We start from the raw sequence: 17785 nt of genomic DNA on the forward strand, positions 1-17785 counted from the left end.
AGACCAGGGCGGCGCGCCGAATCGACGAGATAGCGCAGCTCAGCGAGACACGGTGGCGAGCGGCTGGACCTCGAAGCGGCCTACCTCGCAGCCTGGCTCGGCGGCGCTCTGGGTCTGCTCGGCACGGGTGCGAAGTGCCGACCCCGAGGCCGCCAGAATCTGGTCCATGGCACCGGCGAACCAGCCGGTGAACATGTACTCGACCCGGTAGCCGACCTTGCCCAGCTGGTAGACGAAGGCGCTGTGTTCCAGTCGCACCCGGGCGGTACCCGCCTCCAGGTCGATGGCCTCGGTGATGAAGCGGCCCCAGCCCCGCTGGGACAGACGCGTCATGTAGTGCTCGAACACCGCCTCGCCGGCCAGACCGTGCAACTCGGCCTCCTTCTCGCACCAGTGCCAGGCGCTCTTGTAGCCGGCGTGGTAGAGAATCTCGGCGTAGGCCTCGACGCCCAGCGCCTGCTCCACGGCGATATGGTTGTTGATAAAGAAGTGTCGCGGCACATACAGCATCGGCAGGGCGTCGGTGGTCCAGACACCGGTCTCGACGTCCACCTCTATGGGCAGTTCAGGCGCCATCTTGGTCACGGTCGACTCCTTGGCAGGCGGTATTGTTGTGGTGGTTATGTGCTATTCGCCCCAGACATCGGCCAGCACCCGTACCCAGTTCTCGCCCATGATCTTGCGCACCTGGGCCTCGCTGAGGCCGTGGCGCAGTAGCGCCTCGGTGAGGTTGCCGAACTCGCCGATGGTGCGAATGCCCTTGGGGTTGATGATCTCGCCAAAGGAGGTCAGGCGACGGGCGTAGCCCTTGTCGTGGGTCAGCCACTCGAAGAAGGCCTGGTCGTGGCCCTGGGTGAAGTCGGTGCCGATACCGATGGCGTCTTCGCCGACGATGTTCATCACGTAGACGATGGCCTCGACGTAGTCGTCGATGGTGGCGTTGACCCCGGCCCGCAGGAAGGGGGTGAACATGGTCACGCCGACGAAGCCGCCGTGGTCGGCGATAAACTTGAGCTCCTCGTCGGACTTGTTGCGCGGATGTTCCTTGAGCCCGGAGGGCAGGCAGTGGGAATAACAGACCGGCCTGGACGACTCGAGGATCACTTCGCGCGAGGTGTTGGCGCCAACGTGAGACAGGTCACACATCACCCCGACCCGGTTCATCTCGGCGACGATCTCGCGACCGAAGCCGGACAGGCCACCGTCGCGCTCGTAGCAGCCGGTGCCCACCAGGTTCTGGGTGTTGTAGCAGAGCTGGACGATACCGACGCCGAGCTTCTTGAAGATCTCGACGTAGCCGATCTGGTCCTCGAAGGCATGGGCATTCTGAAAGCCGAAGATGATGCCGGTCTTGTCTTCCTGCTTGGCACGCCGGATGTCCGCGGTGGTGCGCACCGGCAGCACCAGGTCGCTGCACTCTTCCATCAGCGCGTTGGTGGCCACGATATTGTCCACCGTGGCCTGGAACCCCTCCCACACCGACACGGTGCAGTTGGCCGCCGACAGCCCACCACGGCGCATGTCTTCGAGGAGTTCACGGCTCCACTTGGCGATGATCAGACCGTCGATCACCGTGGCCTCGCGGTGAAGCGCCCGGGCGTCGATGGCACCAGTTTCGGTTTGCGTCAGAGGGGAGTTCATCGCTGTTGTCCTTACCCGCTTCAGGGAGAGCGCCAGCAGCAGAACGCTGGCGTTGTGCGGGCAGGATAGCGCCGCCCCGGGGGGCCACGACGCCTGATTGCGACGACGAGAATTCCAAAAGCGTCACCGCCGTTCCGGCAGCGACAAAAGGCACCCGTGGGCAAAGGAAAGAAGCGAAACGACGCGCCTCAAAACACCGCGAAGACGTGCCGGAAGCAAAGGGGCGAAGGGAAAAAGAAGCGAATGGACAGAACCCAAAGGATCAAGGACTGCGACGCCTGCCGGCTACAGCTTCTCCAGGTAGCCAAGGCCCAGGTTATTCATCTGTCGCTGAATCCAGGCGGCGTGACGGGCGGTGCGCGGCCCCGGGTGCGAGGCGCTGCGCTCTCGCGGGTTGGGCAGCACCGCCGCCAGGCGGGCCGCCTGGGCGGCGCTCAACTGATCGGCACCGACGCCAAAGTAGTGGCGACTGGCGGCCTCCAGGCCAAAGACCCCCCGGTCGAATTCGACGATATTGAGATAGACCTCGAGGATGCGCTCCTTGGGCCACAGCAGTTCCATCAGGGTGGCGAACCAGGCCTCGAACACCTTGCGCACATAGTCCCGCCCGGTCCACAGAAACAGATTCTTGGCGGTCTGCTGGGTAATGGTGCTGGCCCCGCGCAGCGAGCCTCCGTTCATGGCGGACTCGATGGCACGCTTCAACTCCACCAGGTCGAAGCCATGATGATCGGGGAAGCGCTGGTCTTCCGCCGCAATCACCGCCAGCTTGGCGTTGTCTGACAGCTCATCCCAGGGACGCCAGCGCTGCTGGATGTCCAGCGGCTCGCCGGAGAACCAGGACGAGACCTCGCGCTCCAGCATCACCATGGAGCCGAACACCGGCACCACGCGAAACACCAGCACCAGCACCACTGACCCCAGCGCAAAGGCAAGGGTGGCGCGTAGCAGAAGTCGGCTGAGAGGGCGCCACCAGTTGCGCATGCATCGGGCTCGGTTGGAATCGATCCGGGGAGTATATCAAGGCCTTGGGTGGGGCGGGCAATCGCCGCTGTCAGCATTTTACCGGTGTGGCCAAAGGCCCTCCTGCCGATATCTGGCGTCCAGGCATGCCGAAGCCTGCTCCCTGGCCTCGGCCAGCAAATTCGGCCAGCGAAGGCGCATTGTTCAACACGCCCTTCGCTACTTGGGCAACACCTTGAAGCTGCCGTAGGTCGGCTCCCCCCGCGCTTCTTCCAACGCCGACAGCGCCCGGGATACCGGTTCGTCAGGGGCAGCCGCCAGCAGCGGGGATACGGTGCTACCGGCCACCACCGGCGAGAAGGCGCTCCAGCCCAGTCGCTCCTCCCGCGGCGGCAGGCCGAAGCACTCGCGGTAGCACTTGGAGAAGTGCGGGGTGGAGACGAAGCCACAGGCGGCGGCGATGTCGATGATCGACATCGAGGTCTGCTTCAACAGCTGACGGGCGCGATTGAGCCGCAGGCGCATGTAATAGCGCGACGGCGAGCAGTGCAGGTTGCGCTGGAACAGCCTTTCCAGCTGGCGCCGCGACAGGCTGACGTAGCGGGCCAGCTCGTCCAGGTCGATGGGCTCCTCAAGGTTGTTCTCCATCAGCGCGACGATCTCCTGCAGTCGCGGCTGGGTGGTGCCGAGCATATGCTTGAGCGGCACCCGCTGCTGGTCCTGCTCACCACGCACCCGGTCGCACACGAACATGTCGGAGATGCCCGCCGCCAGCTCGCGCCCATGGTCTCGCCCGATCAGCGTCAGCATCATGTCCAGCGGCGCCGTGCCGCCGGAGCAGGTGAAACGGTCCCGGTCCATGGCAAACAGCTTCGACGTCAGGCCGATGCCCGGGTAGGCCTCCTGCAGCGCTGCCTGGCACTCCCAATGGGTGCTGACCTCATAACCCTCGAGCAGCCCGGCCCGGGCCAGCGCCCAGGCGCCGGTACACACCGAGCCAAATCGCTTGAGGTGGCGTGCCTGGGCCTTCAGCCAGCTGACGTGGCCCTGGTGCACATGGCGGGTCGGCGCCACGCCGCCGCAGACCACGACCATATCCAGCGACAGCGGCACCGTGATCGACGAGTCCGGCGTCACGGTCAGGCCGTCGCTGGCCTGAAGCGGCGCACCATCCAGGCTCAGGGTGAACCAGCGATAGAGTTCCTGGCCCGATAACTGGTTGGCCATGCGCAGCGGCTCGATGGCCGAGGCCAGCGAGATCAGGGTGAAATGCTCGAGCAGCAGAAAACCTACGGTCTGTGGCCCCTCGGGCCGGCTAGGCAGGGTCATGGTCATCTTCTCCACAGCGTCGGCCTCCTCGTCGCAAGCCACGAGGTACCGTCACGTCCATTTGTTGTTATCGCGACGTCGTAAACGGAACAGGACTCGCGCATGGTGTCGACACCCTCGACGTTGCCAGCGTCGCTACGGGTATCGCAGGCAGGAGCGTCCGTGCTTTTCTCCGACGACTTTACGCCTGGCGACTGAGTCTCGGCATCACAATAATCGCTATCGGCTGCCGCTTGACCAGTCGTCTCCGACAATGATGTCGCAGGTGACTATGACGAGGTCGCATCTGTCACCTGACAAGGCAAAGGATCGGCCATATTTCCCCATTCACGACAGGGCTATCTCTCCAGGCGACCCGTTGATGCCTTGCCGGGACGCCGCCTTTGGCTCGCCAGCCAGCGCACGCCCACCCCCTGCCCGGACACGCCAACACCCAGCACTCTCTTCCCCCACTCCATGGTCCGGAAGTTCAGGCCGCAGAAATCCCGGGCAAAAAAATAAGCCCAGAAACACCACGGCCCCCGATGATCGGGGGCCGTGGTGGATACCTTGGAGGGTACTGCAGGCTGGCGAGAAGTCTCACTCAGCGCTTGGCGTAGAGTTTCTCGGCGTGGTAGCGCAGGTGATCCTCGATAAAGGTCGCGATGAAGAAGTAGCTGTGGTCGTAGCCGGGCTGACGACGCAGGATCAGCGGGTGATCGCGCTCGGCACAGACCGCCTCCAGCCGCTCCGGACACAACTGCTCATCGAGGAAGTCATCGGCGTCGCCCTGGTCGATGAACAACGGCTGCCGTGAGGCGCCACGGGCCACCAGTTCACAGGCGTCGTACTGGGTCCACTTGCTGGAATCCTCGCCCAGATAGGCCGAGAACGCCTTGCGCCCCCAGGGGCACTGGGTCGGATTGACGATCGGCGAGAACGCCGACACCGAGCGGTAGTGTCCCGGCTTGCGCAACGCCAGAATCAAGGCACCGTGGCCTCCCATGGAGTGACCGCTGATGGACTCGCGACCGTTGAGCGGGAAGTGCTGACGAACCACCGAAGGCAGCTCCTCGGTGACGTAGTCATACATCCGGTAGTGAGCCTTCCACGGCTCCTGGGTGGCGTTGACGTAGAAGCCCGCCCCGGACCCCAGATCGTAGCTGTCGTGCTCACCTGGCAGGTCAGTCCCCCGGGGGCTGGTGTCGGGGCAGAGGATGGCGATGCCCAGTTCCGCCGCCAGCCGATGGGCACCGGCCTTCTGCATGAAGTTTTCGTCGGTGCAGGTCAGCCCCGACAGCCACCACAGCAGCGGCACCTTCTCCGTCTCGGCCTGGGGCGGCAGGTAGATGGCGAAGGTCATCTCGCAGTCCAGCGCCCGCGAATGATGACGATAGCGCTTGTGCCAGCCGCCGAAGCTGCGATTGGCGCTGACCAGTTCCAGATGTTCGCTCATGGACATGGCGACTTCCCCTCAACGATGAAGCCCCGAGGTCCGGGGCGGATAAAACGACGCGGTGCGTTCTGGCGGACGACGCGGCCGTCTGGCGGTGGGGCGAGCTGGCATCAATACTGCGCCAGCAATCGACTCACCGCCAATCGGCGCCCGCCTGGCCCATCGTTTGGGTCAGGCGGGCGTGGCCTCATCAGCGCCGTCTCGATGCTATCGGCTCAGTAATGCAGTACGGTGCGGATGCTCTCGCCGGCGTGAAGCAGGTCGAAGGCCTCGTTGATCTTCTCGAACTCCATGTTGTGGGTGATGAAGTCGTCGATGTTCAGCTCGCCCTTCATGTACTGCTCGACGTAGCCCGGCAGCTGGCTACGGCCCTTGACGCCACCGAAGGCGGAGCCCTTCCATACCCGACCGGTCACCAGCTGGAAAGGCCGGGTGGAGATCTCTTCGCCGGCGCCGGCGACACCGATGACGATCGACTCGCCCCAGCCCTTGTGACAGCACTCCAGCGCCGAGCGCATGACGTTGACGTTGCCGATGCACTCGAAGGAGTAGTCGACGCCACCGTCGGTCAGGTCGACGATCACCTGCTGGATGGAATCGCTGTAGTCCTTCGGATTGACGAAGTCGGTGGCGCCAAACTGCTTGGCCAGCTCGAACTTGTCCGGATTCACGTCGATGGCGATGATACGACCGGCCTTGGCCATCACCGCACCCTGGATTACCGCAAGGCCGATGGCACCGAGACCGAACACCGCCACGGTGGCACCCGGCTCGACCTTGGCGGTGTTCATTACCGCGCCGATCCCGGTGGTCACCCCGCAGCCGAGCAGACAGATCTTGTCCAGCGGCGCTTCCTTGGACACCTTGGCCAGCGAGACCTCCGGCACCACGGTGTACTCGCTGAAGGTGGAAGTGCCCATATAGTGATAGAGCGGCTTGCCATCCAGCGAGAAGCGCGTGGTGCCGTCAGGCATCTGGCCCTTGCCCTGGGTGGCGCGGACCGAGCTGCACAGGTTGGTCTTGCCCGAACGGCAGAACTTGCACTCGCCGCACTCGGCCGTGTACAGCGGGATGACGTGGTCGCCGGGCTTCAGGCTGGTGACGCCCTCCCCCACTTCTTCCACCACACCGGCACCCTCGTGGCCCAGTACCGAAGGAAACAGCCCCTCCGGGTCGGCCCCGGACAGGGTATAGGCGTCGGTGTGACAGACGCTGGTAGCGACCACCCTGACCAGCACCTCGCCGGCCTTGGGGCCTTCGACGTCGATTTCGGTCAGGGTAAGCGGCTTGCCGGCTTCCAGGGCAATGGCGGCGCGAGACTTCATGGCAATCTCCTCGGATCGGGGGTTGCACGCCAGGCATGAACGACCAAGCCTGGCGCACTGAAGTAAGGGGCACGGGTCATCCTGACCCGGTGGATGATGACCACAGTCTAGACCTCGCTACGGACTGGGATAAAGCACGCATTCGGCATAACATTGTTGCTGTCTCGCAACAATGGAGAGCTCCATGCATCCTTGGGCCGGCATTGAAGCCTTTATCGAAGTGGTACGCCTGAAGTCCTTTGCCGCCGCCGCCCGACGCCTGGGTGTATCCAGCTCCCACGTCAGCCGACAGGTGGCCGCCCTGGAAAGCCGGCTCGATACGCCGCTTCTGTATCGCACCACCCGCCAGATAAGCCTGACCGAGGCCGGTCGGCTCTACTATCAGCAGTGCGAGGCGCTGGTCGACGGCTTTCGCGAGGCCGACGCCGTGGTCAAGGACTTCGAGGCTCACCCCAGGGGCGAGCTGGCGCTGACCTGCGCCACCACCTTTGGCGAGCGCTACGTGGCGCCTCTGATCAATGACCTGTTGATCCAGTACCCCCAGCTCGGCGTGCGCCTGCACTTCACCAACCGCCAGGTGGACCTGATCGAGGAAGGCTTCGATATCGGCATCCGCATGGGCACGCTGGAGGACAGCACCATGATCGCCCGCCGCCTGGCCGATCGCCGCGAGTACGTGGTGGGCTCCCCCGACTACTTCCAGCGCTATTCGCAGCCCCACGCCCTGTCCGAGCTGAAGCACCACCGCTGCCTGCATGGCTCACGCGATCGCTGGCGCTTCGCCGTCGACGGCATTCCCCGGGAAGTGGCGATCAAGGGCCCCTGGCAGGGCAACTCCGGCCCGGCCCTGCTCGACGCCGTACTGAAAGGCGTGGGCCTGGGTCAGCTTCCCGACTACTACGTCGAGCATCACCTGGCCCGGGGTGAGCTGGTCTCGGTGCTCGACACCTACCGTCACAGCGATACCGGCGTCTGGGCCGTCACCCCCCACCACCGCCACCGCTCCCCCAAGGTCCGCGTGGTCATCGACTACCTGGCCGAACACCTCGCAGAGCGCCTGCCACCGCGATATCGCGACCGGCGAGGCATCGACGAGCCAGCGCCATCCGATTAACCCCCAGCGACAAAAAGGCCCTCGATACACTTTCGTATCGAGGGCCTTCAACGCCTGGCCACCAAAAGCCTTGCCTCCTATTGCCTGACATCTGTAACTATTGAGAAAAGTCCCATCCTCCTGATACTCGAGGCCGTAGTAGCTGGGAACAAAGATATTGTGTTCTTCCTGCCACTGATGGGAAAGACGGATGGCCTCACGGATTTGCTCGGGGGTCATTTGTGCTTCGAGGCGGGCTTTATCATCGTCGCCTGCTGGGGAAAGGAGGTCACAGTATTTGTATGCCTGGACGAGATCGATATCTGTACCGATTCCTTCTTCGTAGACTTTTGCCAAGCCAGAAAAGCCATCCATCGGATTACCATAGGGAAGCCCTTCGATTTTAGACATCCATTCAAAGACTTTTTCTTCGTCTTGAGAAACACCATCACCATCATAAAACATTTGAGCAACATTAGAAGAAGAAATCTTATCACCGGCATTAGCCGCTCCGATAAACCGTCTAAGAGCCGCTTCATAATCAACTTCCACCAGACCAACTGGCATTTTCCCTTTATAAGCAAAGGCAATTTCCCTCTGGGAGTTAATATAACCATTTTCAGCAGAAACTATTATACGGTCACAAAGGGAATATGCTAGCCGGAGAGGCACTCGTCTTCATTCCCGGAACAACATCGCCGCGATCTCAGGAAGCTCTGTTCCTCGAAGACGAGCAAGACGATCGAGGATAACTAACTCCAGCATCACCCCACCGGTTTCTTGTAGTGATGGAGCCTTGGTTAGCGCTTCGAAACGGCTATAATCAAATATTGCTGGTTGATCCTGAAATTCGGGAAGTAGGTAAGCGTGAATGGCGTCCCGTGCCTGGAGCAACTCAGTATCGCTCATGGAGTCACCAGCGAAAATGATTCTCGTGGCCGCTACTTCCGCCGGTCCAAAGGATGCTTCTGCGCGAGCCCGCTCCACTATATCTTCACTGAGATGCAATTTCTCGCTGACTCCTATTTCATCCTGACACTGTAGTTGGTTGATGACGAAATAGGAGTCAGCGAGTCCATCGATCACCGGGGAGGTACTGCGAGATAAACTGGTGCATAAAATCGCACTAACACAGTAATGCTCGTACGGGTCCATATGTGGATCTGGCGAAATCGCATTGACTGAGCCCACCATCTCTCTCGTAATAGAACTTTCCTCCACGAGTTGCATATAAAATGTCAGATGTTTTCCAGCATTGCATACTCGATCGGAGGCGTAGTCCATGTCGAGACGGCCCATCTCGAAGTCAGCTTGCTCAAGCTTTTCCATCGTTTGAGAAAGCCGATGTACCACTCTGTCCTTGCCCACCCTTACCGCAGACATCAGTATGAAATCGACTAGTTTGAGTACAGGCTCTTGTGCCTCGAGAGAGCGAACAGGGCGCCAGCCGATGACTCCCCGTTCCGGATCATTGAGGTCTTCATTTACCCAGCATGGCAGGTCCCCACTACGCGCAGCCCCCTCCACCAGCGTGCAAATCTCTTTCGGGAGTACGCGACAATAGCCTTCTCCGCGCAGCATGCCGGTATCGCAGACGATGGTCTCTTCGGGCGCAACCCTTGATCTAAGCACAGAATAACATGTGTGCCAGAGGCCGTTGCGCTGACCGGATTTATCGACGATACAGAGATCAGGGTCGTTGTAAAGTGAGTTCTCGTTCACGAGACTTTCTTCACCAGAGAAGGCTATTGATGCAAAGCTGAGCAATAACGCGAAGGTGATAAATCGATTATAATTATTATTAGTCCAGCACATGTTTTCCAACCTCAAAGTTACGGATCGAAAGATAAGTGGTCGCCAGCTGATTAATTATATGTGCCATTTTGGGATGATCAATATCAATCTCCTCACCCCGTGAACCTGACACCGGTAATCCCCCGAAAAACCAGTGTGCTCAAAAGTAGAATTTTCCGTATGCTAAACGCAGGAAAATTCTGCATGAAAAAATCAGGCTCTTCGTCGCTGGGTGTGGAATTCGCCCCCAGAGCTGGGCCAGGATATGACCTCCACATGGACAGGAGGTACGACATGGACGGCACGCAGATTCTGACCCTCGGCCTGGGCCTTGAAGCGCCCTGGTTGCTGAAGGACCCTGAATTCAAGCAATAAGCGCAGCACCTGCGGTATGCAGGGCTCCTGAGTATTCCCCCAAGCATACCTGCGCCGGTGTCCGATAACCGAGCCGCTTTCGGGGGCGGTTATTCAGCTTGTTGACCACCCTACGCAGCTTGGCGTCGGTGACCTGGCGGAAGTCCGTTCCTTTGGGGAAATACTGCCGTATCAGCCCATTCGTGTTCTCGTTGGACCCACGCTGACCGAAGCAGTAGGGATCACCGAAGTACGTCGCCGCCGTCACCGCCTTGGCCACGGCTTCATGGCCGGCGAATTCCGAGCCATTGTCCAGCGTTATGGTCTGGACCGCTCCCCGACGCGGCTTTAACAGGCGGATCATGGCCGCTTGCGTCAGCTCCGCCGAGATCCTGGGCAGCCGGGCCGCAAGCGAATAGCCGCTGCGACGCTCTACCAGCGTGAACAGCCCCGATTGCTTGTGCCCCTGAATCACGGTGTCGCCCTCCCAGTGGCCGATGAAGCGCCGACCATCGACCTCAGCCGGGCGGTACTCGATACCGACCCGGCTGGGGATCTTGCCCAGCCCGGCGCTCTTAGCCTGAGCCCGGTGCTTTCTGCGACGTTTGGGCTGACGGAGATGCCGCCAGAGATTCCCCCCCAGTGCCTTGTCATCCCAGATCAGCGAGTAGATCCATTGATGACTGACACCTACACCGGCCAAGGGCGCCATGAAGCCGCTGATCTGCTGTGGGCTCCACTCCTCACGCAGCCGGCCGACAACGGCGGCCATCATGCTCGGCAGGCGCTTCGTCCACTTGCAGGCGGTACGGCGCCGATGATCACTGAGGGCCTGGGCCTGCCCGGGATCATAGCCATCGGCAGTGGCGTTGCGGCGCAGCTCAGACTGATCGTGCTGCTGTGGAGGCCCAGCTCCCTGCCGATCTGCCGCTGGCTGATGCCCAAGTCATAGTGTGTGGATCTGGTATCGTTGGGTCTGGGTCAGCTGTCGGTATCTCATGCTCTGCTTCACTTTGGTCGGTAAAGCAGGGAGGGTACCGGCGCTGGCCCTCCTGCCTCTACCGTGCTGTCCAAGGTGCTGCGGTTATTCTATGAATCCAGGAAACGTCAGAATTACAACAAAAAAAAGCCCGACCTTAGAGGCCGGGCAGCGGGAGAACAGCGGCAATCGCCGTGTCTATTTGAAGTTCTTGCGTACCATGTTCTGGATCTCGCCGACGATACCGCTGCGAAAGCTCAGGACGCAGAGCACGAAGATGGACCCCAGGATGACACTGACCCAGTTGCCCAGCGGCGACTGCGCCAGCTGAGTCTGCAGGCTGACCACCAGGCCAGCGCCGACCAGCGGGCCGAACAGGGTGCCGACACCACCGACCAGGGTCATCAGGATGACCTCGCCGGACATGTGCCAGTGGGCATCGGTGAGCGAGGCAAGCTGGAACACCACCGTCTTGGTCGCGCCGGCAAGGCCAGCAAGCCCCGCCGAGATGACGAAGGCCACCAGCTTGTAGGCGTCGACGTTGTAGCCCAGCGACACCGCCCGTGGCTCGTTCTCGCGGATGGCCTTGAGCACCTGACCGAAGGGCGAGTGCACGGTGCGCTGGATGATGGCGAAGCCGATCACGAAGATCGCCAGCACCACGTAGTACATCGCCAGGTTGTCGGACAGATCGATCAGCCCCAGCAGCTTGCCCCGCGGCACACCGTGCAGGCCATCCTCGCCCCCGGTGAAGGGCGCCTGGATGTAGAAGAAGAACATCATCTGGGCCAGCGCCAGGGTCACCATGGCGAAGTAGATGCCCTGTCGACGGATCGCCAGCGCCCCGAACAGGGTGCCGAGGATCACCGCCGCCAGGGTGCCGACGACGATCCCGAGTTCCGGCGTCAGGCCCGGATAACTCGACAGCAGAAAGCCGGTGACGTAGCCCCCGGTGGCGAGAAAGGCGGCATGGCCGAAGGACAGCAGCCCGGCGAAGCCCAGCAGCAGGTTGAAGGCACAGGCGAACAGCGCGAAGCACAGCACCTTCATCAGGAACACCGGGTAGGCAAACAGCGGCGCGACCAGGGCGATGGCCAGCAACACGATCATCAGCATGCCCTGGCGTCGGCGCGCGGCGCGGGCCCGGGTCTGAGTCGGTGTCGGCGAGGTAGTGGTTGTGGACATCTCAGGCCTCCTTTCCAAACAGCCCGGCGGGCCTCAGCATCAGCACCATGATCATCACCAGGAAGATTACGGTGTTGGCTGCCTCCGGGTAGTACACCTTGGTCAGCCCCTCGATCAGCCCCATGGCAAGACCGGTCAGGATGGCACCGAGGATCGAGCCCATGCCGCCGATCACCACCACCGCGAAGACCACGATCAACAGACTCGAGCCCATGGTCGGTGACACCGGGTACAAGGGCGCGGCGAGTACCCCGGCGAAGGCCGCCAGGGCCACCCCGAAGCCATAGGTCAAGGTGACCAGCAGCGGCACGTTGACGCCGAAGGCCTGCATCAAGGCGGGGTTCTCGGTGCCCGCCCGCAGGTAGGCGCCAAGCCGGGTGCGCTCGATGATGAACCAGGTGCCCAGGCACACCACCAGTGCCGCCACCAGCACCCAGCCGCGATAGGTCGGCAGGAACATGAAGGGCAGCTTGATGCCGCCGCTCAACGCCTCGGGAATCGGGTAGCTGGCCCCGGACACGCCGAACAGGTTGATCAGGCTACCCTCGAAGATCAGCGCCAGGCCGAAGGTCAGCAGCAGCCCATAGAGGTGATCCAGATGGGCAATGCGCCGCAGCACCAGACGCTCGAGCAGAGCACCGAAGGCGCCGACCACCAGCGGCACCAGCAACAGCGCCAGCCAGTAGTTGATGCCCAGGTACTGAGCCCCGAGCAGTGCAGCAAAGGCACCCAGCATGTACTGGGCGCCGTGGGCGAAATTGACGATCTTCAGCAGACCGAAGATGACCGCCAGCCCCAGGCTGAGCAGCGCATAGAAGGCGCCGTTGATCAGCCCCAGCATCAGCTGGCCCATGAACACCGCCAGCGGTACGCCGAATATCATGGTCATGATGATTTCCCTTGAGCATCAGGCCGGGGCACCACCCTGGAGACCCCGGCGTAGATCGAGCGCGGGCGGCTCAGTTGACGAGCTTGCAGGAACTCTCGGACAGCGGACGGTAGGCCTCTTCGGCCGGGATCGTGGCCTGGATCTCGTAAAGGTCCCACTCGCCCTCGGAGTCGGCGGGAGCCTTCACCTCGGCCAGGTACATGTCATGCACCATGCGGCCATCCTCGCGAATCTGGCCATTGCGAGCGAAGAAGTCGTTGATCGGCGCCTCGCCCAGCTTGGCCCTGACGGTGGCAGGATCGTCGGTGCCAGCTTCTTCCAGCGCCTTCAGGTACTGGGTGGTGCTGGAGTAGATGCCGGCCTGAACCATGGTCGGCATCTTGCCCACCCGCTCGAAGTAGCGCTCGGCCCACTCGCGGGACTCGTCATCCATGTCCCAGTACCAGCCGGTGGTCAACAACAGGCCCTGAGTCGTCTCCAGGCCCATGGCATGGACGTCGTTGAGGAAGATCAGCAGGCCGGCCAGCTGCTGGCCACTCTGGGTCAGGCCAAACTGGCTGGCCGTCTTGATCGCGTTGACGGTGTCGGAGCCGGCGTTGGCCAGACCGACGATCTTGGCGCCGGAGCCCTGGGCCTGAAGGATGTAGGAGGAGAAGTCGCTGGTCGGGAACGGATGGCGAACGCGATCGATGATGGTGCCACCGTTGTCGGTGACCACCTTTTCCACGTCGCTCTCGAGGGCATGACCGAAGGCGTAGTCGGCGGTGAGCATGAACCAGCTGTCGCCGCCCTGCTCGACCACCGCCTTGGCGGTACCGTTGGCCAGCGGATAGGTGTCATAGACGTAGTGAATATGGTTCGGGGTGCAGTGTTCGTTGGTGATGCTCGAGGCCGCCGAGCCGGAAATGATGGCCAGACCGCCGGCCTCCTCCAGCACCTTGGTCACGGCGATGGACACCGAGGAGGCGACCATGCCGGCCACCAGGTCGACGTTCTGCTGGTCGACCCAGCCGCGCACGGTGTTGGCGCCCACGTCGGCGCTGTTGCGATCGTCGGCGCTGAACACCTCGATGGGGGCACCGGCGACTTCGCCGCCGAAGTCCTCCACCGCCATCTTCAGCGCTTCGAGGCCGCCGGGGCCGGCCAGGTCACGGTAGGTGCCGGACATGTCGGCCAGATAGCCGATACGCACCTCGCCATCGCTGATGGCGTCCTGCGCCATGGCCGACGATGCCAGGCCCAGGCCGGTGGCGGCGGCGACCGCCAGGGCCAGGTGGCGGCGGGCAAGACGGGGGGAGGAAGCGTGTACCTTGGTCATGGGAGGCTCCTGGGGCCAGCGGCCCTTGTTGTTGTTGAATAGGTTGTTGTTTAGAAAGTGGTTGTTGAACGGCTACTGCCGGACATCTTGTGGTTGATGCAAAGGTTATCTAAAGCCTGGAAGACAGCGGCCATGGACACTAGACCCCGAGCAGGCTGTTGAGGTGCTCACGACGAGCGTCCAGATCACGCGCCTCGATGGTCTCGATGATGCGACCGTGTTCCATCACGAAGTGGCGATCGGCCAGGGGCGCGGCGAAGCGGAAGTTCTGCTCCACCAGCACGATGGTCATGCCCCGAGACTTGAGGGTAATCAGCACCTCGGCGAGCTTCTGGTTGATGACCGGTGCCAGCCCCTCGGTGATCTCGTCGAGCAGCAGGATCTCGGCCCCGGTACGCAGGATGCGGGCCATCGCCAGCATTTGCTGCTCGCCGCCGGACAGCCGGGTCCCCTGACTGCGACGCCGCTCGTAGAGGTTGGGGAACATGGCGTAGATGTCATCCAGGCTCATTCCGCCCGAGCGCACGGTGGGCGGCAGCAGCAGGTTCTCCTCGACGTCGAGACTGGCGAAGATGCCACGCTCCTCGGGGCAGTAGCCGACCCCCAGACGCGGGATGTGATGAGGCTTCATGGCCAGGGTCTCCTGGCCGTTGATCTTGATCGAGCCACTGCGCGAACCGACCATGTTCATGATGGTCTTCAGGGTGGTGCTGCGTCCTGCCCCGTTGCGCCCCAGCAGGGTCACCAGCTCTCCCCGCTTCACGCGCAGCTCCACGCCGTGCAGGATATGCGACTCGCCGTAGAAGGCGTTGACGTCCGCTAGACTGAGCGCTTCGTCGCCGTGGGCGCCGACCGCCGGTGACGCAGTTGGCCTGTCGAGAGTCTGATTCATGCGCTGACCTCCTCACCGACGCTGGCTTCACTGCCCATGTAGGCTTCACGCACCGCCGGATCGGCCGAGACGCTGGCATAGTCGCCTTCGGCCAGTACCGAGCCCCGGGCCAGCACGGTGATGCGATCACAAAGACGACTGACGACGCTCAGATTGTGCTCGACCATCAACACGGTACGCCCGGCAGAAACCCGCCGAATCAGCTCGACGATACGGTCGACGTCCTCGGCTCCCATGCCCTGGGTGGGCTCGTCGAGCAGCATCACGGTGGGCTCCAGCGCCAGGGTGGTGGCCACCTCCAGCGCACGCTTGCGTCCGTAGGGCAGCTCCACGGTGAGGACATCGGCGACGTCGGCCAGTCCCACTTGCTCGAGCAGTTCCATGGCACGCTGGTTGAGTGGCTCCAGCGAGCGCTCTGACTTCCAGAAGTGGAAGGAGGTGCCGAGCTTGCGCTGCAGGGCCACACGCACGTTCTCGAGCGCGGTCATGTGGGCGAACACGGCGGATATCTGGAACGAACGCACCAGCCCCAGCCGCGCGATCTCGTTGGCCCGCATGCGGGTGATCGGCTTGCCGCGATAGAGGATCTCGCCGCGGGTCGGCGGAAGAAACTTGGTGAGCAGATTGAAGACCGTGGTCTTGCCGGCGCCGTTGGGGCCGATCAGGGCGTGGATATGCCCTTCCGTGATCTTGAGATCCACGCCGTCCACGGCGGTGAAGCCACGAAACGACTTGGTCAGGCCACGGGTCTCTAGCACGTACTGCTGGGTCATGTGGCGTCCTCTGCGGGACCGGGGTCCCTGGCTTGAGGTTGTTATGGTTGTTCGATGCCGCGATGGCGACGCTCTACTTTACGTTTACGTAAGCTAGAAGAGTCAAAGGCCCGACGCAATTGGCCAAGCGTTGAACAAGACCAAAGATGTATTCTCCGCATTTCAATAGGTTGCTTACGACAAACCGGCAACACCTTGGCCCCGCGAGGTTTTCCCCCTGAAAAGCACAAGGCCCCCGTCGCGCTGGCGCGACGGGGGCCTGAAAGAAGAGGCTCCAATGGTTCGGTCCTCGTCGAGCGACTGGTCAGCCACCACGACCAGCGCCCGCGTCCTGCTCAGCACTCGATGGCGTTGACGGCGAGCCCCCCCTTGGAGGTTTCCTTGTACTTCTCCTGCATGTCGGCGCCGGTGTCGCGCATGGTGCGGATGGCCTTGTCCAGCGAGATGAAGTGCTCACCATCACCGCGACAGGCCATCAGGGCGGCGTTGATGGCCTTGACCGAGGCAATCGCATTGCGCTCGATGCAGGGCACCTGGACCAGGCCTCCGACCGGATCGCAGGTCAGCCCCAGGTTGTGTTCGAGGCCAATCTCGGCGGCGTTCTCGACCTGGGGAACGCTGGCCCCCATGACTTCGGCGAGTCCGGCCGCGGCCATGGCGCAGGCCGATCCCACCTCACCCTGACAGCCCACCTCGGCGCCGGAGATGGAGGCATTCTTCTTGCACAGGATGCCGACGGCGCCGGCGGTCAGCAGGAAGTTGACCACGTCCTTCTCACAGGCACCGGGCTGAAACTTCATGTAGTAGTGCAGCACGGCGGGAATGATCCCCGCGGCGCCATTGGTGGGCGCGGTGACCATGCGCCCACCGGCGGCATTTTCCTCGTTGACCGCCAGGGCGTAGACGTTGACCCAGTCCATCGCCGAAAACGTCGTGGCGATCAGCCCCGCGTCATCGCCCATCGCCTCGAGACGGCGATACAGTGACGCGGCGCGACGCTTGACGTTGAGCCCGCCAGGCAACACCCCTTCCCCCTCGACACCACGGTTGACGCAGGCCTGCATGGCTTGCCAGATATCCCACAGACCGGAGCGCACCTCGGCTTCGCTGCGCCAGGCCTTCTCGTTTTCCAGCATCAGCTCGCTGATGCTCATGCCATGCAGACGACACAGCGCCATCAGTTCCGCGCCGCTGTTGAAGTCGTAAGGCAAGGGGGTGGTGTCGGAATCCAGCGCTCCGTCCCGGGCCTGGGCCTCGTCGATGACGAAGCCACCTCCGACCGAGTAGTAGGTCTCGCGCTTGACCTCCTCGCTGTGCCCCTTGGCCACCAGCGTCATGGCGTTGGGGTGATAGGGCAGGCTCTCCTCGTGCCACTTAAGGTCTCTGGCCCACAGGAAAGGCACCGCCACCTGACCACCGAGCAACAGGGTCTGGCTCTCGAGCAGCTCTTCGATGCAGGGGCCAACAACGGCCGGATCGATGCGGTCTGGACGCTCACCCATCAGTCCCATCACGCAGGCGCGATCGGTGGCGTGGCCCTTGCCGGTGGCCGACAGCGAACCGTAGAGGTGAATCTCGATCCCCGCGACGCGCTCCAGCAGGTCCTGCGACCGCAGCGCCTCGACGAAGTCGTAGGCGGCCTTCATCGGCCCCACGGTGTGGGAGCTGGACGGCCCGATCCCGATCTTGAACAGGTCGAATACGCTGATAGCCATGGCGCTGCCTCTTGTACGAATGACGCGAAGTGTGGGGCATGAGGGGCGGAGGTCCGAGACCTGCGAGGTCAATTTCGCTAAAGCGAGGGCTGTCGTGCCT

The 17785-nt window shown here is 62.5% G+C and carries 15 protein-coding genes and 1 pseudogene; 2 read left to right on the forward strand and 14 right to left on the reverse strand.

Features of this window, described 5'->3' with window-relative positions; all coding sequences use genetic code 11:
* Window positions 1-39: 39 nt before the first annotated feature.
* The 6 genes from NFH97_RS04485 to NFH97_RS04510 form a co-directional block, all read right to left on the reverse strand.
* Entirely contained in the window at window positions 40-585 is a 546-nt protein-coding gene (locus NFH97_RS04485) for a DUF5943 domain-containing protein (protein WP_222515607.1), read from the reverse strand.
* Window positions 586-627: 42 nt separating this feature from the next.
* Entirely contained in the window at window positions 628-1641 is a 1014-nt protein-coding gene (locus NFH97_RS04490; RefSeq protein WP_045994977.1) for a dipeptidase, read from the reverse strand.
* Window positions 1642-1926: 285 nt separating this feature from the next.
* Window positions 1927-2625, reverse strand: a complete 699-nt coding sequence (gene mtgA / locus NFH97_RS04495) for a monofunctional biosynthetic peptidoglycan transglycosylase (protein WP_045994978.1) — start codon at window positions 2623-2625, stop codon at window positions 1927-1929.
* A gap of 198 nt (window positions 2626-2823) precedes the next feature.
* On the reverse strand, window positions 2824-3939 hold the full coding sequence (gbdR, locus tag NFH97_RS04500; RefSeq protein ID WP_045994991.1) for a choline metabolism transcriptional regulator GbdR: 1116 nt from the start codon (window positions 3937-3939) through the stop codon (window positions 2824-2826).
* 577 nt (window positions 3940-4516) lie between these two features.
* Window positions 4517-5374 carry an S-formylglutathione hydrolase gene (fghA, locus tag NFH97_RS04505; RefSeq protein WP_045994979.1) on the reverse strand — a complete coding sequence of 286 codons (858 nt, stop codon included), beginning with the start codon at window positions 5372-5374 and terminating at the stop codon, window positions 4517-4519.
* Between the two features lie 209 nt (window positions 5375-5583).
* The gene (locus tag NFH97_RS04510; protein ID WP_045994980.1) at window positions 5584-6693 is read right to left on the reverse strand and encodes an S-(hydroxymethyl)glutathione dehydrogenase/class III alcohol dehydrogenase; all 1110 of its coding nucleotides are present in this window, start codon (window positions 6691-6693) and stop codon (window positions 5584-5586) included.
* Between the two features lie 184 nt (window positions 6694-6877).
* Between NFH97_RS04510 and NFH97_RS04515 the strand changes: the two genes are divergently transcribed.
* On the forward strand, window positions 6878-7807 hold the full coding sequence (locus NFH97_RS04515; protein ID WP_045994981.1) for a LysR family transcriptional regulator: 930 nt from the start codon (window positions 6878-6880) through the stop codon (window positions 7805-7807).
* Between the two features lie 657 nt (window positions 7808-8464).
* Here the strand turns inward: NFH97_RS04515 and NFH97_RS04520 are convergent.
* Window positions 8465-9601, reverse strand: a complete 1137-nt coding sequence (locus NFH97_RS04520) for a hypothetical protein (protein WP_222515610.1) — start codon at window positions 9599-9601, stop codon at window positions 8465-8467.
* Between the two features lie 183 nt (window positions 9602-9784).
* Between NFH97_RS04520 and NFH97_RS04525 the strand changes: the two genes are divergently transcribed.
* Window positions 9785-9955 (forward strand): hypothetical protein, encoded by a 171-nt coding sequence (locus NFH97_RS04525; protein WP_222515611.1) that lies wholly within the window; start codon window positions 9785-9787, stop codon window positions 9953-9955.
* Here NFH97_RS04525 and NFH97_RS04530 read toward each other — a convergent pair.
* The 7 genes and pseudogenes from NFH97_RS04530 to NFH97_RS04560 all read right to left on the reverse strand — a co-directional run bounded on the left by NFH97_RS04530 (window position 9945) and on the right by NFH97_RS04560 (window position 17685).
* Window positions 9945-10934: pseudogene (locus NFH97_RS04530) on the reverse strand (IS30 family transposase). The gene NFH97_RS04525 and the pseudogene NFH97_RS04530 sit on opposite strands and share 11 nt — an antisense overlap.
* A 177-nt stretch (window positions 10935-11111) precedes the next feature.
* Window positions 11112-12029: a branched-chain amino acid ABC transporter permease gene (locus NFH97_RS04535; protein WP_371931873.1), complete on the reverse strand. Its 918-nt coding sequence runs from the start codon at window positions 12027-12029 to the stop codon at window positions 11112-11114.
* A gap of 70 nt (window positions 12030-12099) precedes the next feature.
* A complete protein-coding gene (locus NFH97_RS04540; RefSeq protein WP_045991867.1) occupies window positions 12100-12987 on the reverse strand; it encodes a branched-chain amino acid ABC transporter permease in 888 nt (295 codons plus the stop codon).
* Window positions 12988-13057: 70 nt separating this feature from the next.
* A complete protein-coding gene (locus NFH97_RS04545; RefSeq protein ID WP_108448079.1) occupies window positions 13058-14305 on the reverse strand; it encodes an ABC transporter substrate-binding protein in 1248 nt (415 codons plus the stop codon).
* Window positions 14306-14444: 139 nt separating this feature from the next.
* Entirely contained in the window at window positions 14445-15197 is a 753-nt protein-coding gene (locus NFH97_RS04550; RefSeq protein ID WP_045991865.1) for an ABC transporter ATP-binding protein, read from the reverse strand.
* Complete coding sequence (locus tag NFH97_RS04555) at window positions 15194-15970, reverse strand: ABC transporter ATP-binding protein (protein WP_349624501.1); 777 nt, start codon at window positions 15968-15970, stop codon at window positions 15194-15196. The genes NFH97_RS04550 and NFH97_RS04555 overlap by 4 nt, the downstream gene beginning before the upstream one ends.
* 335 nt (window positions 15971-16305) lie before the next feature.
* Complete coding sequence (locus tag NFH97_RS04560; RefSeq protein WP_349624502.1) at window positions 16306-17685, reverse strand: L-serine ammonia-lyase; 1380 nt, start codon at window positions 17683-17685, stop codon at window positions 16306-16308.
* Window positions 17686-17785 lie beyond the last annotated feature (100 nt).

Source organism: Halomonas sp. SCS19, from assembly GCF_040147015.1.
GTDB classification, from domain to species: domain Bacteria; phylum Pseudomonadota; class Gammaproteobacteria; order Pseudomonadales; family Halomonadaceae; genus Halomonas; species Halomonas litopenaei.